The organism is Citrobacter sp. BDA59-3 (genome assembly GCF_015167655.1).
Classification (GTDB): Bacteria; Pseudomonadota; Gammaproteobacteria; order Enterobacterales; family Enterobacteriaceae; genus Phytobacter; species Phytobacter diazotrophicus.
The window spans coordinates 595,463-618,704 of the sequence record NZ_CP063427.1 but is presented as its reverse complement, the minus strand read 5'-3'; the positions used below and the strand labels follow the sequence as shown (position 1 = coordinate 618,704).

Genomic DNA, 23,242 nt, shown 5'->3' with positions numbered 1-23,242 from the left:
TCAGAACTTATACGACAGGCTGCCCACAATGCTGCGCTCGGCACCAAAGTAGCAGTAAGAGAGCGAGTTACAGGCGGCGATATAGCTTTTGTCCGTCAGGTTATTGACGTTAACCTGCGCGCTCAGCCCTTTCAAACCCACCTTCGACAGGTCATAGCCGACCGCCAGATCCACCAGTGTATAGGACGGCAGCGTATGCGTGTTCTGGCGATCCGAGGTAATGCCATTCACATAGCGCACGCCGGAACCGACGGTCAGCCCGTCCAGCGGCCCGCTCTTCACATCGTAGCTCAGCCAGGCGCTGGCCTGATTACGCGGTGCGTAGACGGCGCGCTTGCCCTGCTCTTCCGGGCTGCTCTTCTTGTAGCGAATATCGGTGTAGGTATAGGCCGCCTGTAGACGCAGGCTATCCGTTAACTGCCCCACCGCTTCCAGTTCCACCCCTTCGGATTCTATCTCGCCGATAGAACGGTACGGATCGGTCGGCTCTTCTTTGGTGGCGATATTCTTCTGGTTAATGCGGAACACCGAGGCGCTGTACATCGTCTGCGTCCCTTCCGGCTCGAATTTCAACCCGGCTTCCCACTGTTTCCCCTTCATCGGCTCCAGGATCTTGCCGTTTTCATCGGTAAAGCTGGTCGGCGTGAACGCGGTTGAGTAGCTAACGTAAGGCGCAATCCCGTTATCGAACAGATACAGCAATGCCGCACGGCTGCTGTAATGGCCCTGATCCAGGGTATCGCTGGTGTCATTGAGCTTATTAACGTTTGTGACTTTCACCTGATCGTGGCGGCCGCCCAGCGTCAGTCGCCACTTATTGAGTGACATCTGATCCTGGACGTAGATGCCGGTCTGCTCCAACTTATGCTTCTCGCTGCTGTACTGCGTGATGTAATCCGGATCTGCGCCATACACCGGGTTAAACGCGTCGATCGCCGGGAAAGCGCCGTAGTAACCGGCCACATTATTGCTGCGGCGCTGGTAATCCACCCCCATCAACAGGCGATGGTTAACCGGGCCGGTCTCCACGCTGCCATCAAGTTGGTTGTCCAGCGTGATGGCATTCATCTTCTCATCAGAACCGGAATAGCCACGGTTCAGTTCGGTATCGTTGAGCCAGCCTGCCGCATACACCTGATTCAGGTTCACTTTAGTGTGCAGATAGCGCAATTTCTGGCGTACTGACCAGCCGCTATCAAAGGCGTGTTCGAAGTTGTAGCCGACCATGTTTTCGCGGCGGTCGTATTTGTCGTAATCGTCTTCCCCTTCATAGAAGGTATTGGAAATTTTCTGCCCGGCGTGAGGGACAACGGTGCCTTCATACGGTAAGCCCGAGTGACTACCGCCTTCCGGATCGCGATGCAGATAGGCCATCAGATCCAGGCGTGTGCTATCGGTGATGCGCCAGGTGAGGCTCGGCATCAGGGCATAGCGCTCTTCTTTTAAGGGATCGAACTGGGAATCCGCATAGCGGGTCATGCCGGTTAAACGTACGGCAACGCGGTCGTTATCATCCACCGGGCCGGTCACATCAAAGGCCGCGCCGCGCTGGTTGTTATTCCCGGCGAACACTTTGATTTCGCCCCCTGGATCAAACGACGGTTTACGGGAATTCAACGCCACAATCCCACCAGGCGAAGAGCGACCATAGAGTACGGAAGCCGGGCCGCGCACCACTTCGATACTGTCGAGGAACCACGGGTCCACCACCAACGAACTGTGCGAGTTGGTGTCACCCATCATTTTCAGGCCGTCGAGATAGATATTATCCAGACTCCCGTCGGAAAAGCCGCGCAAGACGATGTAATCAAAGCGGTTGGAGGCACCAATCTGGTTGGCATAGACACCCGGCGTGTAGCCCACCGCCTGGCGCACGCTGGTGGCCCCCTGCTCTTCATACTGCTGGCGCGTCACAATAGAGACCGATTGCGGGGTTTCGATATCCGGCGTTTCCAGCTTGGTTGCGCCACTTTGCATTTGTGAGGTCACCACCACCGTCTCTTCTTTTGTCGACGAGGTGTCCTGTGCCAGGACCGTCGCGCTCAATCCACCCGTCATGCAGCCAATCATCAGCGCCAGTCGCGTTTTTGCGAACATGAAAATCTCCAGAAGCCGTTTTTATTGTAAATAAGAATTATTACCCTTTTGCCGACGGCGGCAGCTATGCGCAATGACAAGAGACGTATGCGCGGTGACAAAACGCATCACCACTGTGGAACTTTGGTCTACAGGCCCGTGGATGACCGGATGAATAACGGGGATTAACAGGCGTGGCGCGCCTCTCCGGGGGTAATGCCATAGCGACGGCGAAAGGCGGTAGAAAAATTGGTGGCATGCTGATAGCCCGACATCCACGCTGCCTGCTGTACGCTGTACCCCTGTGCCAGGTAGCGGCGGGCCAGCTCCAGACGGCAGTCGCGAAGATAATCAAACACCGAGTGACCATAGGCCTGGCGAAACTTGGTCCGCAGGCTGCTGCTGCTCATGGCTGCCAGTTGGGCCAGTTCCGTGAGGGTGTACTCTTTCTCCGGCTGCTGCTCCAGCAAGCGACGCACGGTTTCGAGCCGATGTTGTTCGCCGCTGGGGGCATGGCGGGAGGTGTGATTTTGCAGGCGCTGTGACAGGCCGTGACCTAACAGTTGTAGCATGACGCCTTCGAGCATTAACTGGCGCGACAGCCCCGGTTGGCTGGACTGCTGGATGTATTGCAGGCCAGAGAGCAAAAAGCCCGGCACCTGCCATAAGAAGGTTGGCGCACCGCCGTTTTCCCACTGCTGAAGCAACGCAGAGAGCAGCGGCGATTGCCAGCAGCGCGCCGGGTCTACGCCCAGTGAAAGCGTGCGTAAGTGGTAGTCGGCAAGGTGTACGGCGTTCATCACCTGCTGCTCGCCAAGGCGCGAGGTAAAGGCCATACCGGAGCGCACCACAAATTCCTGACCGTTGACGCGCAGCATCACGCTACCTTCCAGCACCACCAGCATATAGAGCGGGCAGCTATGCAAGGAGGTGGTTTCATAGGGTTGCAGGACGCGAATATCTGAACTGGTGAGGTTGAGACCGGATGAGAACGACATTTCTTCGACATCGCCCTGAATCACAATGTGTTTTTCTTTACTGACGTCGCGGCAGGCAGAGAGTGACGGGAAGCGATAATCAATGCCGTAGCGTTCGCCAAACCCGATAAAATCTTCAACGGAAAAGTGTCTTTTTTGCATAGCGGGCAGCCATTGTGATCCTGTCCAATGTTCAACATTCCACCGGGGATGCGCGAAAGTTTCCGGGTCGACGCCCTGAAAAACGCCTACAGATTACCATTGCCCCCGCCAGGCGGCAATAATATTGAGAATTGTTCTCACCTTTAGGTCAATCCTGGATGCGGCGTAGCCCCGGGAAGCGCAGCGCCGCCGGGGAAAAGGAATATTATGGCGATAACATTATACTGCGTTAATTAATTCCATAATAATCAAAGCCGCAAAAAAAATATTATGGACATTACCCCCATTAATATTCCCAATGGCTTATCGACACCTTTCTCCTTAATTTCCCCATTATCTTCTTCATTATTTCTCCACAATATGGACTTTTGTAAATCCATATTATCTCCTCAGAAAATGCTTAACGCCTGGCGCAAAATTCATATATTCTTACGGCAAATGAGAACGATCATTCTCAACACCACTACCCGGAGCCCGGCATGACACAAAAAGTCTCGCAGCAAGAACGCCATCAGATGCGCCAGGACGAAATCATTTTCGCGGCGCGGCGCTGCTTTCGTGCCAGCGGTTTTCACGCGGCCAGCATGTCGCAAATCGCGCTGGAGGCTCAGTTGAGCGTCGGGCAGATTTATCGCTATTTCGCCAGTAAAGACGCCATTATCGAAGAGATGATCCGCCGCATCATCGACTACCGTATCGCGGAAATGGAAAGCAACGCCCAGACTCAGCATATCCCGCAGGTGCTGGCCTGGCGGCAAACGCTCAGCCACGATGATGATGCGCTGATGCTGGAAGTGGCGGCCGAGGCAACCCGCAATCCACGCGTTGCAGCAATGATGGCGCAGGCCGATGCGCGCATGTATGAAACTGCCTGCGCCCACCTGAAAAAGGCACACCCGCATCTTGAAGATAGCCGTGTCCGCTGCTGCGTGGAGATTATGGCGACGCTGATTGAAGGCACCATTTTTAGAAACCTGACGCCGCAAAAATGCGACCCGGCGCAATTACAGAAAATATATCATGACATAATGCATATGTTATTTACTGAAAAATAATCCGGGATTAAACGAATTTCAGGCGATGTATAACGACATCGCCCGTCATCATTTCCGCTAATAGCGGAAGTGGCGTATTGCCATCGCCAAAATATGGTCAACCAACCGCCCTTTGATTATCAATGGGCAGGCCTTTTACACGCCGGGAAAATATAATGAAGTTAATAAAAACCACCGTCGTGGCATTATTCGCATTAACTGGCTGCGACAATGCCACACCACCTGCACAACACAACGCGGCCCCGGAAGTCGGGGTCGTCACGCTCCAGAGCCAACCGCTTGCCGTATTCAGCACCCTGACCGGGCGCACCTCGGCCTCGCTAAGCGCGGAAGTCCGCCCGCAAGTTGGCGGCATCATTCAGAAGCGCCTCTTCACCGAAGGTGACACCGTGAAAGCCGGCCAGCCGCTGTATCAGATTGACCCGTCCAGCTATCGTGCCGCCTTCAATGAAGCCGATGCCTCACTCAAACAGGCGCAATCGCTGGTGGAATCCGACTGCCAGAAAGCGCGTCGCTATGCGCTGCTGGTAAAAGACAACGGCGTATCACAGCAGGATGCCGACGACGCGAAATCTACCTGTGCGCAGGACCGCGCCAGCGTCAGCGCCAAACAGGCGGCGCTGGAAAGCGCGCGTATCAACCTGAACTGGACCACCATCACGTCGCCGATTAGCGGGCGGATTGGCATCTCGTCTGTCACTCCCGGTGCGCTGGTCACTGCCGAACAAACCACGGCGCTGGCCACCGTGCGCGGGCTGGACACCATGTATGTCGATCTCACCCGCTCCAGTGCCGACCTGCTGCGTTTACGTAAGCAGGCGCTCGCCAGTAACGACAGCACGCTGAATGTATCGCTGATTCTGGAAGATGGCAGCACCTACAGCGAAACCGGCAAACTGGCGCTGACTGAAGTGGCGGTGGATGAAGCCACCGGTTCTGTCACCCTGCGCGCTATCTTCCCTAACCCGCATCAGCAACTGCTGCCCGGCATGTTTGTCCGCGCCAGAGTCAATGAAGGCGTGATGGAAAACGCTATTCTCGCCCCACAACAGGGCATCACCCGCGACAACAAAGGCAATGCCACGGCGCTGGTGGTCAACGCTCAAAACAAGGTCGAGCAACGCAGCGTCGAAACGGCTGACACCTACGGCGATAAATGGCTGGTCCTGAAAGGGCTGCAAAGCGGCGACAAGCTGATTGTTGAAGGTACCGATAAAGTCACCGCCGGTGCAGAGGCGAAAGCCGTTGAAGTGCAAAACAACGGAGGCAAAGCCTGATGTTCTCCAGCTTCTTCATGCGTCGCCCGGTCTTTGCCTGGGTGATCGCCATACTGATGATGATGGCCGGGGTGCTGGCTATCCGCACGCTGCCCATCGCGCAATACCCGGACGTGGCGCCCCCCTCGATAAAAATCACCGCCACCTACACCGGCGCATCGGCGCAAACCCTGGAAAACAGCGTGACTCAGGTTATCGAACAACAGCTTACCGGGCTCGATAACCTGCTCTATTTCACCTCCACCAGCAGTTCCGATGGCCAGGTGACCATCACCGTCACGTTCGAACAGGGTACCGACCCGGACACCGCTCAGGTGCAGGTACAGAACAAGGTGCAACAGGCCGAGTCCCGCCTGCCAACCGAAGTCACCCAATCTGGCGTGACGGTGGTGAAATCCCAGAGCAGCTTCCTGCTTATCATGGCGATGTATGACAAAACCGACCGTGCTTCCAGCTCCGATATCGCCGACTGGCTGGTGAGTAATGTGCAGGACCCGCTCGCGCGCGTTAACGGCGTGGGGAGCCTGCAGGTGTTCGGTGCGGAATATGCCATGCGTATCTGGATGGACCCGGACAAACTGGCCTCTTATGCGCTGATGCCGTCTGATGTGCAGACCGCCATTGAAGCGCAAAACGTGCAGGTCTCCGCCGGGAAGATCGGTGCGCTGCCGGCCTCAAACAGTCAGCAACTGACGGCCACCGTGCGTGCGCAGTCTCGCCTGCAAACCGTGGAGCAGTTCCGCAATATCATCATCAAAAGTGAAACCAACGGTGCGGTGGTCCGCGTCGGCGACGTTGCCCGCGTGGAGATGGGCAGCGAAGACTATTCGGCGACAGCGAAACTAAACGGCCACCCGGCGGCAGGTCTGGCGGTGATGCTGGCTCCTGGCGCGAACGCCCTAGATACCGCCACCCTGGTGAAAGATAAAATTGCGGAGTTCCGTCATAGCATGCCGCAGGGCTATGACGTCGCCTACCCGAAAGACAGCACCGACTTTATCAAAATCTCCATTGAAGATGTGGTGCAGACGCTGATCGAAGCCATCGTACTGGTGGTCTGCGTGATGTATCTGTTCCTGCAAAACGTCCGCGCCACCCTGATTCCGGCGATGGCAGTGCCCGTTGTGCTATTGGGAACCTTTGGGGTACTGGCGCTCTTTGGCTACTCGATTAATACCCTGACGCTGTTTGCGATGGTGCTGGCGATTGGCTTGCTGGTGGATGACGCCATCGTGGTGGTGGAAAACGTCGAGCGTATTATGCGCGACGAAGGGCTGCCCGCCCGCGAAGCCACTGAAAAATCAATGGGTGAAATCTCCGGTGCGCTGGTGGCGATTGCGCTGGTACTCTCCGCCGTATTCCTGCCAATGGCCTTCTTTGGTGGCTCTACCGGGGTGATTTACCGTCAGTTCTCGGTCACCATCATCTCGGCTATGACCCTGTCGGTGATTGTTGCGCTCACCCTGACCCCGGCGTTGTGCGGCACGGTGATGCAGCACAGTAAGCCCCATAAGAAAGGCTTCTTCGGCGCGTTCAATCGCTTCTATGCCCGCACTGAAAATAAATACGAGCACCGTGTCCTGCGCGTCTTGCGCCGCTCTGTGATCGTGATCGCTACCTATGGCGTGCTCTGTGCGGCGATGGCGTTTGTCATGTGGCGCCTGCCCGGCAGCTTCCTGCCGACCGAAGACCAGGGCTCTGTCATGGTGCAGTTCACCCTGCCCGCCGGGGCCACTGCCCCGCGCACCAATGCGGTCGCCAGCAAAGTGACCGACTGGTTCCTCACCAAAGAGAAAGCCAATACCAACGCCATCTTCACGGTCACCGGCTTTAGCTTTAGCGGTAACGGCCAGAACGCCGGGATGGCCTTCGTCTCGCTGAAAAACTGGTCAGAGCGTAAGGGGGCGGAAAATACCGCCCAGGCAATCGCCCTGCGGGCCACCCAGCAGTTAAGCACTCTCCGCGATGCCAGCATTTTCGCCATGATCCCGCCGTCAGTGGACGGTCTGGGGCAGAGTAACGGCTTTACCTTTGAGCTGCTGGCAAGTGGCAGTACCGATCGCGACGAACTGCTGAAAATGCGTAACCAGTTGATTGGCGAGGCCAGCAAAAGCCAGGAGCTGCAAGCCGTTCGCGCCAACGACCTGCCACAAATGCCGCAGTTGCAGGTGGATATCGACAGCAATAAAGCCGTCGCGCTGGGTCTGTCGCTCAGCGATGTCAGCAATACGCTCTCCAGCGCCTGGGGCGGGACCTATGTGAATGACTTTATCGATCGTGGACGCGTGAAGAAGGTCTATATCCAGGGGGATAGCGCGTTTCGCGCCGCGCCGTCTGACCTGAAAAAATGGTACGTACGCGGCAGCGATGACAGCATGACGCCGTTCTCCGCCTTTGCCACCACCCACTGGGAATATGGCCCGGAAAGTCTGGTGCGCTACAACGGTTCGGCGGCCTATGAAATTCAGGGTGAGAATGCCAGCGGGTTCAGTTCCGGCGTGGCAATGACCAAAATGGAGACCCTCGCTAATAATCTGCCCGCCGGTTCTACCTGGGCCTGGAGCGGCCTGTCATTGCAGGAGAAACTCGCCAGCGGCCAGGCCATGAGCCTTTATGCCATCTCGATCATGGTGGTGTTCCTCTGTCTGGCAGCGCTTTACGAGAGTTGGTCCGTGCCGATTTCGGTCATCCTGGTTATTCCGCTCGGCCTGCTTGGGGCGGCGCTGGCGGCCTGGATGCGTGGTCTGAACAATGACGTTTACTTCCAGGTCGCGCTGCTGACCACCATCGGTCTGTCGTCGAAAAACGCCATTTTGATTGTCGAGTTTGCCGAAGCGGCCGTGCAGGAAGGCTATTCCCTGAGCAGGGCGGCGCTGCGTGCGGCACAAACCCGCTTGCGCCCGATTATGATGACTTCGCTGGCGTTTATCGCCGGGGTGCTGCCGCTGGCAGTGGCGACCGGGGCCGGAGCCAACAGCCGTGTCGCCATCGGGACCGGCATCATCGGCGGTACGCTGGCCGCCACGCTGCTCGCCATCTTCTTTGTTCCGCTGTTCTTTGTGCTGGTGAAACGTCTGTTCGCCGGTAAACGTCAACGCCAGGAGTAATTATGTTTCGAATTAGTGTGCTTGTTTTGGCTCTCCTGAGCGCGGGCTGTGTGTCGCTCGACCCGACCTATCAACGCCCGGCAGCCCCGGTTCCTGCCACTTTGCCGGGTAGCAGCGGTGAGGCGAAGGCGGTCGCCACCGACTGGAAGCAGGTGGTCAATGACAGCCGCCTGCAGCAAGTGGTAAGCCTGTCGCTCACCCAAAACCGCGATGTGCAAAAAGCGATTGCCGATATCGATGCGGCACGCGCGCTCTATGCCGAAGACCGGGCCGCGCTCTTCCCCACCGTCAATGCGGAGTTGAGCAACACCCGCAGCCGTACTGCGGCCACCGGCGTGACGTCCAGTGCAGAGGCCAATGGCGCGGTGTCGAGCTTTGAACTGGATCTGTTTGGCCGTAACCAGAGCCTCGCGCGGGCCCAACGGGAGACCTGGCTTGCCAGCGAATATACCGCGCAAAACACCCGCCTGACGCTGGTGGGGGAAATCACCACCGCGTGGATTACGCTGGCGGCGGATAACAGCAACCTGGCGCTGGCGCAGCAGACAATGGCGAGCGCGCAAAATTCGCTCACGATTGTGAAGCGTCAACAGCAGGTGGGGACGGCGGCGGCGACGGATGTAAGCGAAGCCATGGCGGTTTATCAGCAGGCACGAGCGAGTGTCGCCAGTTACAAAACCCAGGTGGCGCAGGATATCAATGCGCTCAATCTGCTGGCGGGAACGACCGTGGCGCAAACGCTGCTGCCCGGTACGCTCGAAAGCCTGGCGCAGGACAGCATCAAGCTAACGCCTGCGGGGGTGTCGTCTTCGGTATTGTTGCGCCGTCCGGATATTCAGGAAGCGGAGCACAACCTGAAAAGCGCCAATGCCAACATTGGCGCGGCGCGGGCGAATTTCTTCCCGTCGATTTCGTTAACCGTCAGCGCAGGGGTGGGCAGTTCAGCCCTGTCGTCGCTGTTTAATAACGGTATGAAGGTCTGGTCGTTTGCCCCGTCGATTTCGCTGCCGCTGTTTACCGGGGGCAGCAACCTGGCGCAGTTGCGCTACGCGGAAGCAGAGAAGAAAGGGTTGATCGCCACCTACGAGAAAACGATTCAGAGCGCGTTTAAAGATGTTGCCGATGCCCTCGCCCGCCGCCAGACGCTGGATGAACAGCTCGACGCCCAGCGTGAATATGTGGCTGCCGAACAGAAAACGCTGGATATCGCTCAGCGTCAATATCAGGCGGGGGCCGGGGATTATTTATCGGTGCTGACCGCACAGCGTTCGCTGTGGTCGGCGCAGGAGGGGTTGATTTCGCTGCAGCAGACAGATCTTGAGAACCGGGTAACGTTGTGGCAATCCCTGGGGGGTGGCGTGGGGTGATTTTCCTCTCACCCTAACCGTCTGCCCAAAGGGGCGAGGGGACCGTTCGACTGCCGCCATACGGGGATCCCCCCGGCGACGCTGCGCTTGCCAGGGCTACGAATTTCTTTTCCCCCTCTCCTCTGGGGAGAGGGCCGGGGCCAGGGTGAGGGGGGAAAATGCGGCTCTGATGGTCATTCCGTTCACCTTATGTTCCTTGCTTTTCTGTCGCAACAGAACCCGTGAACGTGCCAGGGTGGCTCACCGCCCCCCCCCCTGGCGACCCGGGCTCCCGGCCAGGAAAATCGCCGCTGGCACGGTCCATGATGCTTATGTCGGCTGACTTTCGGGTCGGGGACCAGCCTGCGTCCATGCAGGCTATCCCCTCCGCCCGCTGCCCTGCGGGCGGCCCCGGTCAGCCGCCAACGCCTCATCGATTTTCAGCCGGACCCTGTCATCGCTGTCACGGTTTTATTCTTATTACGCGGCGTTATCGCTGTAAAACGTAAGATGACTGGGGATCCCTCTCCCCTCTACGATCGGGCACCGAACCCGTAGCCCGGGTAAGGCGCTGCCGCATCCGGGAATCCCCCCTTGCCCATCGCCGGAATTACACCTTTTTGCCGCTGGGCTTCAGGCCACGGTGAAACTCATTGATGCGCTTCACCGTTTTAATGGCACGCTGGGAGGTAGCCGACGCCACGGACAACACAATCATCTCCAGACACAGCAACACCGTGCCATGCAGCGGGATTTTGCCCTTCTCACCGCCGCGCGGCACATGGATCACCACGTCCGCCTCTTTGCTAAAACGCGAATCCAGCGCATTGGTCAGCAAAATCGTCGGGATACCCAGCCGTTTGGTCTCTTTCAGGGTCGTCAGCCCCTCCCGATGGGCCGATTTCTGCGCCATCATCACCAGCACATCGCCGCGTTGCAGGCTAATCAACTGCTCTGCCAGCCCAATACCGGTACGGTTGAGCGCCACCGCGGGCAGCCCGACACGGCTGAACAGGCGGGCGGTGTAATCGGCCAGAATCCCCGAAGCGCCAATCCCAAAAATGGCCGCCTGACGCGCCTCCACCAGCAGGGCGACAGCCTGTGCGATGGCATAACGGTTATCCGGCGCAGATAACACCTCGCAGGTGTACTGGTGCCCTTCGAGCACAAAATCGATGCCGGAATTAACATCGCATGACAGCGCCCCGACCGTGGTACTCATCTTTTCCGCCGAGGTCACCGTCGGCCCAAACCAGTGCTCCATCGTCTGTTTCAGGTCGCGTAATCCGGCAAAGCCGAGCGCCTGAATCGCGCGCACCACCGTGGCGTCCGAGGTTTGCGTGGCCGCCGCAATTTCAATGGCCGTATGCTCCAGCACCACGTCCCGGTTATCGTGGATGTAACGCGCCACCGACAATAAGCGCGGCGACAGTGTATGCGCCCGCGCCCGGTAGCGCTCGCCATAGACATCCACCCGCCCTTTGCTTTTCGTTGCGCGCATCATGGCGTTGCACCCGGTAACGGACGCCCGGCAATCTGCGATTGCACCTGCGCCGCCATCAGCCCCAGCGCCGCATAGGAGTTGGAAATGGCCTCTTCCCGTGAAATCAACACATAATGCCCGGTACGGCAGGCCGACAGAAAATTACACCAGCCCGGCATTACCGCATCCATCGCCGCCATCTCATCCTGCGGCTTACCGCCGGTATCCCCACGCCAGGTAGCGAAGACAAAATCGGCATCCAGCTCCGGCAACCGCTCCGCGCTGACATCAATACGTCCGCCTTCCGGGATGCGCTCAATCAGCGGCGGGAAGGTGAACCCGGCATCACGCAGCACACGTCCCAGCGAATGATAGGTATGCAGGGCGTTGATTTTCCCCTGGTTGGCCTGAATCACCGACACGCGGATTTTACCGGTATCCACCGTCGCTTTTAGCGCCGCGATTTGCGCCTGATAGCGACGTTCAAGAATGGCAAGTCGCGCCTGACTGCCGGTCAACTCCGCCAGTTTGCTGTAGATACGCGGCGCGCCACCGTCAAGGTGATCGATACTGACGGTTGGGGCGATTTTTTCCAGTTGCTCCACCGGCGTATTGCGACTTGGCTCGGTAATGATCAGATCCGGTTTTGCCGCCGCCATGGCTTCAATATCAATGGTTGCGGTGCCGATAAACGCGATCTGGCTGTTATCAAAATCCACCCCGGTCAACATCGCACTGGAGCGCAGCGTATGGCTGCCGTCGGGTCGGGTGCGGCCATGGCTGGCGACCGGCGGCACGCCCAGCTCAATCAGCGGAATGGTGATATCGAGATCGTGCAACGAGACAATACGCTGCGGATGCAGCGGCACGGTCACCGTCCGTCCCAGATCATCGGTAAAGGTGCGGGTCGCGGGTTCGGCATGCACCGCCGTCACCGCCAGTAATAAGAAAGCGAAAAGTAAACGCATACGGCTCCCTGAGTTATAACCGGTCCCGCCGCTGCCAGAGCAACAGCAGGAAAAATGGTCCGCCCGTCAATGAAATCACAATGCCCGCCGGGATTTGCAGCGGCGCAAATGCCAGCCGCCCCAGCGAATCGGCCACCAGCACCAGCAGCGCACCGAGCAACGCACTGCCGGACAACAGCGCCACCTGGCCGCCGCGCAGCAGAAAACGCGCCATATGCGGCGCAATCAGCCCGACAAAACCGATGCTACCCGCACAAGAGACGCAGGCGGCGGTCAGTAACACCGGAGCAAAAAAACGAATGCGCATCAGCCACGCCATCCGCACGCCCAGCCCGGCGGCGGCCTGATGGCCGAGCAGCGCCACATCTGAGGCCCGCGTGGTAACAAACAAAATTAGCGCGGCAGGCAGCGCCCAGCAGGTCGCCACCACCAGCAGCGGCCAGGTGGCGGTATGCAGGCTGCCCGCCATCCACACCAGCGCGGTCTGTACATCGCGCACATCGGCGGTGGTCATAAACACCCCAATGCCTGCCGCAAACGTCCAGGAGACGCCAATGCCGAGCAAAATAAAACGCGGACGCGAAAAATCCCGCGCCAGCAGCAGCACGATCAACGCCGCCAGCAGGCCGCCCGCCATGCCCGCTACGGGCCGCCAGGCCAGCCCCAGCGCCGGGAAGAGGAGGATTAACGCCAGCACCGCCACGCTACTGCCCTCTTTCACCCCCAGCAGCCCAGGGTCCGCCAGACCATTGCGGGTGATCGACTGCATCGCCGCCCCGGCCATACCCAGCATTGCGCCGCACAGCAGCGCCATCAACAGGCGCGGCAAACGGATATCCCACACGATGTACAACTGTTCGGCATTAAGCGCCTGTGGGAAAAAGAGAGCACGCCCGATCGCCGATGCGGGAACCGGCAGCGAGCCTTGCATCAGGCCAGTAAGTAATAACCCCAGCGCGAGCACCAGCAGCACGGCGCCCCACACTGCCGTCTTTGGCCGCCATAAACGGGAAAAACGCCCCAGACGAAACGAACGAAAGCCTGCGCGCGATAGCAGCGAACTCATTTGAATAACCTCGCTGCCAGCAGGATAAACAGCGGTGCTCCCACGAGCGCGGTCATCACCCCGGTTGCCAGCTCATGGGGGGCGACCAGCGTACGGGCGGCGATATCCGCCAGCAGCAACAGTAATGCCCCCGTGAGCGCGCAAAGCGGCACGCCCAGGCGCAGGTCATCGGTAGCAAAACGGCGCACCAGATGCGGGACGACTAGGCCGATAAAGCCGATCGGCCCGGCCAGTGATACCGACGCCCCGCACAACAAGGCAATGGCAACAAGCCCAAGGCCACGGGTACGCGCCAGCGAAATCCCCAGCCCGATAGCCACCTGCTCCCCCAGCGCCAGCATATTGAGCGCCGGGGCTACCCACAGTGCCAGAACCAGCCCCATCGCTGCCACCAGCGCCGCAGTGCGAACCGCCTCCCAGCGTAGCCCTGCCAGATCCCCGGCAAGCCAGGTGCGCATTGCCAACAGGGTTTGTTCATCAAGGATCAGAATGGCGGCGGTGAGAGAGGAGGTAAACGCGGTGAGCGCCACGCCACACAGGGTGACCTTCATCGGCGTTAGCCCGCTTTTCCCGGCGCTGGCAATACCCATCACCAGCGCAAACAGCGCCCCGGCACCGCAGGCGGCGATCAGCGGTTGCCCAGGCCCGAAAGCGAGCCCAAGCGCGGTGGTCGCAACCACCGCCAGCGCCGCTCCTGCGTTCAGCCCAAGGATATGCGGCTCACCGAGCGGATTGCGGATCACCGTCTGTAACAGCGCCCCGGCGACGCCGAGCGCCGCCCCTACCACCAGCGCCGCCACAAGGCGCAGCAGACGCAGGCTGATAATTATCTGATGGTCGAAGTTGCGCGGGTCGAAGGCCAGAAACGCACGAACAACGGTTTGCGGGCCAATTGCGCGCGCGCCCAGCCCCAGATGGGCCACCGAGGCCAGCACGAGTAACACCAGCACCAGCAGGAGTGCCAACCCGCTTCGCCCGCTACGGCGGCGTAAAAGAAGGGGTTGTATGGTCATGCGTGCGGCTCGTGCTGACGGCGAAATGGCATAAAGAAGGGTTTCCCGGTCATCGGGTTAATGGAGACATGCACATCAACATCAAAGACCGATTTGATAAGCTCCGCCGGGCAGGGATCGCCCTCGTGCAACACGCCTTCCACTTTGCCCTGACGCAGAAAGACCAGCGTATCGCCGTAATTCACCGCGAAGTTCAGATCGTGTAATACCGCCACTACGGTGCGCCCGTGATGGCGGGTCAGCGAGTGCAGCAGTTCAAGGATCTCCACCTGATAACGCAGGTCGAGGAAAGTGGTGGGTTCGTCGAGTAAAATCACCGGGGTTTGCTGGGCCAGCGCCATCGCAATCCAGCAGCGTTGACGCTGACCACCGGAGAGGCTGTCGACCGGAAGATGCGCGAACGCTGTGGTGCCGGTCACCACCAGCGCCTCTTCAACCGCCTGCTGGTCGTCGTCACACCATTGGCGCATAAAGGTTTGCCAGGGGAAACGTCCACGGGAGACCAGTTCAAACACGGTGAGCCCTTCGGGGACTAACGGTGACTGAGGCAGGATCCCCAACTGGCGCGAGACCGCTTTGGTCGGCTGTTGGTGAATAGCTTTGCCGTCAAGCTGGACGCTGCCGCCCAGCGGTTTGAGCAGGCGCGCAATGGTACTGAGGAGCGTGGATTTGCCGCTGCCGTTCGCACCGACCAGCACGGTCATTTTGCCGGGAGGGATGGCAAGGCTGATGCCATCAACGATCACCTTTTGTTGATAACCTGCCGAGAGATTATCCAGCACAATTCCGGGCCGACTGGCCGCGTTGTCCAACTGCTGTGGCATGTATACTCCTGCGCCGCAACCACGTGGTACACTCCGCGCGCGCCAGCTTAACAAATAAAAATAAATATCATTCTCTTTTAGATTTTGCCGCCAGGCAATGTAGTAGTCAAGAGATTCAAATACCCATAACTTCACCGGGTATTTTAGGGTGGCTACAGCCACTCCATTGGCTGAGCCTTATTTTTAATGTGTTTATTTTCAATAAATTAAATGGATAAAGAGGATATTTCCAGGCGCATTTTCACCCGCAAAATGCGGTGTAGTCATTTTTCTTACTTTTCCATTTACTACTACATTTTGCCATGATTGAATGATTCTCAATTACATATCCGGCATGAATATTTCACGCCGAAGGATAGATTTACAGTCGCGGGCAATGAATAAAAATCTTCCCTTATGCATGACTGGCAGAGGGCATTTTGGAAAAACGGACAACATGGCTGAGTTAACTTCTTCGATCTCCGGGAAAAAAGGGCACGCACTGTTTTCTGCGTTGTTCCTGGGGGCAACCTTTTCACCTCTGGCACAGGCAGCAACAAACGCTGCGCAGGATAAAGACAGTGACACGCTGACCGTACTGGCAGGCGCGTCATCGGCAGATCAGGCTGCGACGGCGGGCTATCAACCGCTGAACACCTCGGCGGCAACGCTCACCACCATGCCGCTGCTGGATATTCCGCAGGTGGTTAACACCGTGAGCGATAAAGTGCTGGAAGATCAGCATGCGACAACGCTGGATGAAGCGCTGTATAACGTCAGTAACGTGGTGCAGACCAACACATTAGGCGGCACGCAGGATGCCTTTGTGCGCCGTGGCTTTGGCGCGAACCGCGACGGGTCAATCATGACCAATGGTCTGAGAACGGTGCTGCCGCGCAGCTTTAATGCTGCGACCTCGCGCGTCGAAGTACTGAAAGGCCCGGCCTCCACGTTGTACGGTATTCTGGATCCCGGCGGGCTTATCAATGTTGTAACGAAACGCCCGCAAACCACTTTTGGTGGCTCCGTCTCTGCCACCTCTTCCAGCTTTGGCGGTGGCACCGGGGATCTCGATGTTACCGGGCCGATTGAAGGCACTCGCCTGGCGTATCGTTTGACTGGCGAATATCAGAATGAAGATTACTGGCGCAACTTCGGTAAAGAGAAAAGCACTTTTATCTCCCCGTCGCTGACCTGGTTTGGTGATGACGCCACGGTGAGCGTGCTGTACTCACACCGAGACTACAACACCCCGTTTGATCGCGGCACGATTTTCGATCTCAAGACCAAACAGCCGGTGAATGTCAGCCGTGAAACCCGCTTCGATGAGCCGTTCAACATTACCGATGGTGCGTCTGATCTGGCGCAACTGAATGCCGAATACCATCTCAACAGCGCATGGACGGCGAAGTTTGACTACAGCTTTAGCCAGGACAAATACACCGATAACCAGTCGCGCGTGATGGCCTATGACGCCGCCACCGGGAATCTAACGCGCCGAGTGGATGCCACGCAGGGATCGACCCAGCGGATGCACAGCACCCGCGCCGATCTGCAGGGCAACGTGGATATCGCCGGGTTCTATAACGAGATCCTGACCGGCGTGTCGTATGAAAATTACGATCTGCTGCGTACCGATATGATCCGCTGTAAAAACGTCAAAGATTTCAATATCTATAACCCGACCTACGGCAATGCCAGCAAATGTACGTCGGTGTCAGCATCGGACAGCGACCAGACCATCAGGCAGGAAAGCTACTCTGCCTATGTTCAGGATGCGCTGTACCTGACGGACAAATGGATCGCCGTCGCCGGTGTGCGCTACCAGTACTACACCGAGTACGCAGGCAAAGGCCGTCCGTTCAATGTGAACACCGACAGCACCGACGAACAGTGGACGCCGAAATTCGGCCTGGTCTACAAGCTGACGCCGTCCATCTCCCTGTTCGGCAACGTGGCGCAGTCGTTTATGCCGCAGTACTCCATCGCCAGCTATATTGGCGATCTGCCGCCCGAAACCTCCACCGCGTGGGAAGTGGGGGCGAAGTTCGACCTCTTTGACGGCGTCACCGCCAATATTTCCCTGTTTGATATTCACAAACGCAACGTGATGTACAGCGAGATTGTCGGTGACGAGACCGTGGCGAAAACCGCAGGCCGCGTGCGTTCGCAGGGCGTGGAAATGGATATCGCCGGCGCGCTGACCAGCAATATGAACGTTATCGCCAGCTACAGCTATACCGACGCCAAAGTACTCGAAGATCCGGAATATGCCGGGAAACCGCTGCCGAACGTGCCGCGCCATACCGGTTCTGTGTTCCTGACGTATGACATCCGCAATATGCCAGGCGGCAATACGCTGACGCTCGGCAGCGGCGGTCACGGGGTGAATCGTCGCTCGGCTACCAACGGCGCGGATTATTATCTGCCGGGCTATTTTGTGGCTGACGCCTTCGCCGCTTACAAGATGAAGCTGCAATACCCGGTCACGCTGCAATTGAACGTGAAAAACCTGTTCGACAAGTCCTATTACACCTCGTCCATCGCCACCAACAACCTGGGTAACCAGCCTGGCGATCCGCGTGAAGTGCAGTTCACGGTGAAAATGGATTTTTAAGGTTAATGTTTGTGAGCATTGCCCCGCGCTTGCGGGGCTTTTTTTTGCCTGTCGCAAGCCGCTCCGGTTTCCAGGGAAAGACATCGTTGCGCGTATTGCCTATGATGATCCGCTTAGCGTAACGCCCACAGGGAAAATACCGCACGTCAGGATCGGGAAATCAGATGACAAAAATTGAGCAGCTTGAGCAACTGGTGGCGAAATACCAGAATGATTTGGCCTATTACCACTCCAGAAAATATAACGAAACGCAGCTACGAACTGATTTTCTCGATCCGCTGTTTACCCTTCTGGGTTGGGACATTATCAACGCCCAGGGTAAACCGACCAACGAGCGTGAAGTGCTGGTCGAAGAGGGATTAAAAGCGCGGATGGGGGAAAACGCGAAGAAACCGGATTACACCTTCCGTCTGTTCTCTGAACGCAAATTCTTTGTCGAGGCCAAAAAGCCGAGCGTGGATATTACCCTTGACCCGGAACCGGCAAAACAGGTGCGACGCTACGGCTTTACCGGCAAATTAAAAATCTCGGTGCTGACTAATTTCGAATATACCGCCATTTATGACTGCTCCAATCCGGTAGAACAGAGCGACCAGACCAGCCACTCACGTATCAAGCTGTATCACTACAGCGAACTGGCGGCCCATTTCGATGAAATTATGGCGCTAATTGGCCGTGATAGCGTCTATTCCGGGCAATTTGATAACGAATGGTCCGCCATTGAAAGCAAAATCCTGCGCTTTAGCGTCGACGATCTTTTCCTCCGGCAAATCAATCAATGGCGTTTATTGCTCGCCAGGGAGTTTCTCTCCCTCAAGCCCGGTCTGAATGAAGAAGAGATCAACGATCTGACGCAGAACTACATTAACTGCATTGTCTTTTTGCGCGTCTGTGAAGATCGTGACCTAGAGGCTTATGAGACTCTCTGGTCTTTAGCGCAGAAACAGGATTACCAGGCGCTGGTGCAGACGTTGCAGGCCTCGGATCGCAAATATGACTCCGGCCTGTTCGCCCTCGACCATATTGCGGAGCTTATCAGTAATGATAATTCTGCGATCTGGGAGATCATCAATCAGCTCTATTTCCCACAAAGCACTTACTCCTTTGCGGTCTTTTCTTCCGATATTCTCGGCAGTATTTACGAGATCTTCCTGAGCGAAAAAATCAAAATTGGCCCCAACGGCACGCCCGAAATTCGTCCTAAAGAGGAACATCTCGATCGCGATGTGGTGACCACACCGGTACACATCATTAAAGAGATTATCCGCAACACAGTAAGCGAATTTTGCCGGGGCAAAAACGATGAGCAGATCCTTAATGCCAAATTCGCCGATATCGCCTGCGGCTCGGGTGCCTTTCTTCTGGAGGTCTTTCAGTATCTCCAGGATACGCTGGTCGACTATTACATCAGGCACGATCGCTCGAAGCTTCAACAGCTTTCGCCGCACAGCTTCAAACTGAAATTGTCAGTGAAAAAAGAGCTGCTCAGCCGCTGTATTTACGGTATCGATAAAGATTACAACGCGGTAAAAGCCTGTGCTTTTGGTCTGCTGCTCAAGTTGCTGGAAGGGGAATCGAAAGAGACGATTGGCGATGACAAACCCATCCTGCCGAAAATTCAGCGCAACATTATTTTCGGCAATAGTCTGGTGGATGCAAATGACGGGGTTGCGGCGGCGGACAGCTATAGCGTGAACCCGCTGCATATCGATGAAAACAGCTTCGATGTGATTGTCGGCAACCCTCCGTATATGGCAACGGAGCATATGAAGCAGTTCACCCCTGCCGAATTGCCTGTCTACAAAAAGAAATATCAGTCGGCTTACAAACAGTTCGATAAATACTTCCTGTTTGTTGAACGCGCCATGCAGTTGCTAAAAGAGGGTGGCTATCTGGGCTATATTCTTCCGTCCAAATTCACCAAAATCGGCGCGGGGAAAAACCTGCGTAAACTGCTGGCGGATAACCGCTATCTGAGCAAACTGATTTCGTTTGGTTCGCATCAGGTCTTTCTCAATAAAACCACCTATACCTGCCTGCTGTGCCTGCAAAAATCGCCGCAGAATGAATTCGCTTTTTATGAAGTGAAAGACTTTAAAAAGTGGCTGACCCGTGAAGATAAATCCTCGCTGTTAAGTCTCCATTCGCCCGATAAGCTGGACTCCGACACCTGGGTGCTGGAGAAAGAAACGAACGATATTTTGCAGCAAATGTTCAGCAAGTCTGCCGAACTGGGGGAGATTCTGGGCAAAGGAGCCATTGCCAACGGTATCCAGACCAGCGCCAATGAATATTACGTACATAAAAGCCTGAAAACGGAAAATGGCTATGTCTGGTTCGTTTACGACGGCGTGGAATATTCCGTTGAAGAGGCCTTAACCCGCCCCTATTTTGAAACGCCACGTTCGGGTCAGGATAATTTCTACAGCTATAAAGATGTGGAACCGAACGCCTTCGTCATTTACCCCTATCATAAGGTGGATGGCCGCATTCAGTTTATTGAGTACGACGATTTACGTGCCCTTTATCCGCAGACGTTCGCTTTTCTGCAGGTGGTCAAACCGCATCTTGATAATGGCAAGCGGTCGATAAAACCAGACCCGACAACGCCGCATGAGTGGTATCGCTATGGGCGCAGCCAGGCACTGGAGAACTGCGATGTGCCGCAAAAAATTATCGTCGGCGTGCTGTCGAATGGCTACAAGTACGCGATTGATAACCACCGGACGTTTGTCTCTTCCGGCGGCACCGCGGGCTACAGCATTATTAACGTTCCCGACGACTGCCCCTACTCCATTTACTATATTCAGGCGCTGTTGACTTCCCGCCATCTGGAGTGGTTCGCATCGATTTATGGGGAGATTTTCCGCGGCGGCTTTATCGCCAGGGGCACCAAAATCCAGACCCGGATGCCGATTCCGACCATCCGCTTTGCCGACAGAGCGGACGCGGCGCGCCATGATGATATCGCCACTCTGCAAAGACAGCTCAACCACCTGTACGCGCAGATTACGCAGGCATCCGCACGGGAAAAAATCGTTTATCAGCGCCAATTTGACACCCAGCAGGCGCGGATGGACGCGTTGATTGCGGCGCTGTTTGATTTGGGTGAGCTGGACGAGAAAATCCCGTCGATAGAGGCGTTGTATAAGGGGCTGTGAGTGGTTTTCTCCCGGATGGCGGCGCAAACGCCTTATCCGGGCTATCCCACAGGGAGAGGGAGAAAACCAGTCGTAGCCCCGGTTAGCGAAGCGCCACCGGGGGAGGGTTATTTCCGTAACCGGCGATCCTTTAACTTTTCCCAGATCGCCATCAGCCTATCGTTATCGCTTTTGCTAAAACCTAACGCCGCGAGGATCTTCTCGCCCTGGCTGCGGATCACGGCGGCGATCTCACCGGCTTTCACCTGCTGGTTGATACCCGCCAGATCGTGTTCCATCCCCTCGATAACCGGGATATACAGTTGTTCAATCTCCGACGGCACCAGCTCCAGCACGCCGCCACCGTAATAGCGCCCTTCCAGTTCAGCGGTAATGGCCGTCAGCGGATTTAAAAAGCTGCACACCAGATTTTCACTGCTGGTAAAGGTCGAACGCACACGATAGGCGGTATCGGTGGTGTAGGCCTCTGCCTGATTGAGGATTAAACGCGGCGCTTCATGGCAGCGTTTCAGCATGCCGATACTGGTGCTGTAAACCGAAGGGACCTTGTACCACGGCTTGCGAATGCGGCATTTATAGCGCGTGTGCAACTCCTGCGACTGGCCGAAAAGGATGTACTCCTTCACTTTTAACGGCAGAGCGTCGAACTCGTCGGCGATATACAGAAAATTAGTCGGCAGACCGTCACGCTGGTTTTCCGCATGCTGGTTTGCATCGTACAAAATCCCCGGACAATGCTGGCTGCGGCCAAACATCGGATGGGCATAATCGGCCAGTTGATACTGCTCAACGGTCTGATTATCCACGAGGAAAAACTCATTCGCCCCGGTGACGATCCCCACGTCCACGGTGGCAATATCATTAAACTGATGCACCGACGCATGATTGATAAGCGACTGAATCAACGCGAGCTCATCGCGCTCCAGCACCGCTTTGGTCCATTTCCCGGCGACGGTTTCCCCGTTGATCCCCGGCGTACGCGCAAAGAGCGCGTTGGGATCTTCGGCAAGGAAATCAAAGCCGTTAACGCTGACGATCCCCACACCTTCGGTTTCCTGCTGTGGATCGGTTTTCTTCTCAGCCAGGATGATCACCGCGCCCTGCAGGGTGTCTTCAAACCAGATCTCTTTCGGATCGATAATTACGATTTTCGAGCACACCTGCCCCGCGTAACTGCGCAGCGACTGCGCATGCATCACGTGAATGATTTCCGATGGGATCACCATGCCAAGCCGCCCGCCCTCTTTAAGAAGCGCCAGCGAGGAGAGCAAAAACGGGACCCAGGCGTTGGTATGTTTGGTGAATTTCTGCTTGAGCTGTTTAAACACCAGCTCCGCCTGCACCTGAAATTCATTTTCGAGGAACTGGTAGCGGATAAACGGCGGGTTGCCTACCACGCCATCATAAAGCGTATGGTTTTCAGCGAGTTGCTTATTGGCCCACACCAGGTAGTCGCCTTCGGTCACCGTCGCGTTGGAAAACCCCAGGGTCTCGCAGCGCTGCACGGCTTTTTGCGCCTCGATATCAAAAAGCTCAAAGCATTCCAGGTTGACCGCTTTATCGCCATTGTTGTTATGAATAGCCTGAATAAATGCACCATCACCGCAACTCGGTTCCAGCACGCTGGCCGGATGTGTGCTCAACACCCAGCGGGTCACGTAATCGGCTAAGTTTTGCGGCGTATAGTAACCACCCCGGAGTTTCTGGCTGGTCTGGTCTGCTTTGAATTTCATTCGTTACCTTTGAAAAGCCCGCGCGGTCAGTGCGCCGTTTCTGCGCGACATAGGGTACAGCCTTTGCTGCGATTCTCAAAGGATGAGGAAAACGGTAGCAAGCCCCTTAAATCCGTCGGGTTATTGCGATTAAAAAAGTGAACGCAAAATGTGTCTGCCATCATATTTCACAGTGAATAATTCTCTCAATAAACTATTTGTGAGTTTAATCGCGGATATTTTTTCATATTTATCTATTTTTAGTACTCCCGTAACGTCAGAGGACGCTGTAATGAAATACCGATTGAGTTACCGCCTCATTGCTCAGGGCGGTCTGAACGCCTGGTACAATCTCGATCCGCGCATTACCAACGACTTCCCTCGTTAATTCTCCGCTGCCTATTATTCATTAAAAAAAT

Annotated in this window: 16 protein-coding genes; 7 read left to right on the top strand and 9 right to left on the bottom strand. The window is 56.5% G+C overall.

Going from position 1 to position 23,242, the window contains the following annotated elements; all coding sequences use genetic code 11:
- From foxA to IP582_RS25445, 3 genes are all read right to left on the bottom strand, one after another.
- Positions 1–2,097 carry a ferrioxamine B receptor FoxA gene (gene foxA, locus IP582_RS02875; protein ID WP_107223760.1) on the bottom strand — a complete coding sequence of 699 codons (2,097 nt, stop codon included), beginning with the start codon at positions 2,095–2,097 and terminating at the stop codon, positions 1–3.
- Between the two features lie 164 nt (positions 2,098–2,261).
- On the bottom strand, positions 2,262–3,215 hold the full coding sequence (locus IP582_RS02870; protein ID WP_071193553.1) for an AraC family transcriptional regulator: 954 nt from the start codon (positions 3,213–3,215) through the stop codon (positions 2,262–2,264).
- A gap of 248 nt (positions 3,216–3,463) precedes the next feature.
- Positions 3,464–3,595 carry a hypothetical protein gene (locus tag IP582_RS25445; protein ID WP_255520038.1) on the bottom strand — a complete coding sequence of 44 codons (132 nt, stop codon included), beginning with the start codon at positions 3,593–3,595 and terminating at the stop codon, positions 3,464–3,466.
- A gap of 99 nt (positions 3,596–3,694) precedes the next feature.
- Here IP582_RS25445 and IP582_RS02865 point away from each other — a divergent pair, with 99 nt between their 5' ends.
- From IP582_RS02865 to IP582_RS02850, 4 genes are all read left to right on the top strand, one after another.
- Positions 3,695–4,270, top strand: coding sequence for a TetR/AcrR family transcriptional regulator (locus IP582_RS02865; protein ID WP_193795025.1), 576 nt, complete (start codon positions 3,695–3,697; stop codon positions 4,268–4,270).
- A 155-nt stretch (positions 4,271–4,425) separates the two neighbouring features.
- Positions 4,426–5,547, top strand: a complete 1,122-nt coding sequence (locus IP582_RS02860; protein ID WP_193795024.1) for an efflux RND transporter periplasmic adaptor subunit — start codon at positions 4,426–4,428, stop codon at positions 5,545–5,547.
- Positions 5,547–8,654 carry an efflux RND transporter permease subunit gene (locus IP582_RS02855; protein ID WP_193795023.1) on the top strand — a complete coding sequence of 1,036 codons (3,108 nt, stop codon included), beginning with the start codon at positions 5,547–5,549 and terminating at the stop codon, positions 8,652–8,654. The genes IP582_RS02860 and IP582_RS02855 overlap by 1 nt, the downstream gene beginning before the upstream one ends.
- Positions 8,655–8,656: 2 nt before the next feature.
- Positions 8,657–10,021 carry an efflux transporter outer membrane subunit gene (locus IP582_RS02850; RefSeq protein WP_193795022.1) on the top strand — a complete coding sequence of 455 codons (1,365 nt, stop codon included), beginning with the start codon at positions 8,657–8,659 and terminating at the stop codon, positions 10,019–10,021.
- A gap of 589 nt (positions 10,022–10,610) precedes the next feature.
- Here the strand turns inward: IP582_RS02850 and IP582_RS02845 are convergent.
- Genes IP582_RS02845 through IP582_RS02825 form a run of 5 tightly spaced genes read right to left on the bottom strand, consistent with a single transcriptional unit; the run spans position 10,611 to position 15,354 of the window.
- Entirely contained in the window at positions 10,611–11,504 is an 894-nt protein-coding gene (locus IP582_RS02845; RefSeq protein ID WP_193795021.1) for a MurR/RpiR family transcriptional regulator, read from the bottom strand.
- A complete protein-coding gene (locus tag IP582_RS02840; protein WP_193795020.1) occupies positions 11,501–12,451 on the bottom strand; it encodes an ABC transporter substrate-binding protein in 951 nt (316 codons plus the stop codon). The genes IP582_RS02845 and IP582_RS02840 overlap by 4 nt, the downstream gene beginning before the upstream one ends.
- 13 nt (positions 12,452–12,464) lie before the next feature.
- Positions 12,465–13,517, bottom strand: a complete 1,053-nt coding sequence (locus IP582_RS02835) for an iron ABC transporter permease (protein ID WP_193795019.1) — start codon at positions 13,515–13,517, stop codon at positions 12,465–12,467.
- Complete coding sequence (locus tag IP582_RS02830) at positions 13,514–14,530, bottom strand: iron ABC transporter permease (protein ID WP_193795018.1); 1,017 nt, start codon at positions 14,528–14,530, stop codon at positions 13,514–13,516. The genes IP582_RS02835 and IP582_RS02830 overlap by 4 nt, the downstream gene beginning before the upstream one ends.
- Positions 14,527–15,354, bottom strand: coding sequence for an ABC transporter ATP-binding protein (locus IP582_RS02825; protein WP_193795017.1), 828 nt, complete (start codon positions 15,352–15,354; stop codon positions 14,527–14,529). Before IP582_RS02825 ends, IP582_RS02830 begins: the two co-directional genes overlap by 4 nt.
- Positions 15,355–15,790: 436 nt before the next feature.
- On the opposite strand from IP582_RS02825, the gene IP582_RS02820 reads away from it, so the two are divergent.
- Positions 15,791–17,950 (top strand): TonB-dependent siderophore receptor, encoded by a 2,160-nt coding sequence (locus tag IP582_RS02820; RefSeq protein WP_193795016.1) that lies wholly within the window; start codon positions 15,791–15,793, stop codon positions 17,948–17,950.
- Positions 17,951–18,114: 164 nt separating this feature from the next.
- Positions 18,115–21,111 carry an N-6 DNA methylase gene (locus IP582_RS02815; protein ID WP_193795015.1) on the top strand — a complete coding sequence of 999 codons (2,997 nt, stop codon included), beginning with the start codon at positions 18,115–18,117 and terminating at the stop codon, positions 21,109–21,111.
- Positions 21,112–21,218: 107 nt separating this feature from the next.
- Here the strand turns inward: IP582_RS02815 and IP582_RS02810 are convergent, their stop codons facing one another.
- On the bottom strand, positions 21,219–22,844 hold the full coding sequence (locus IP582_RS02810) for a class I SAM-dependent methyltransferase (protein ID WP_039076881.1): 1,626 nt from the start codon (positions 22,842–22,844) through the stop codon (positions 21,219–21,221).
- A gap of 271 nt (positions 22,845–23,115) precedes the next feature.
- Between IP582_RS02810 and tnaC the strand changes: the two genes are divergently transcribed.
- Complete coding sequence (gene tnaC / locus IP582_RS02805; RefSeq protein WP_072039686.1) at positions 23,116–23,211, top strand: tryptophanase leader peptide; 96 nt, start codon at positions 23,116–23,118, stop codon at positions 23,209–23,211.
- The last annotated feature ends 31 nt before the right edge of the window (positions 23,212–23,242 follow it).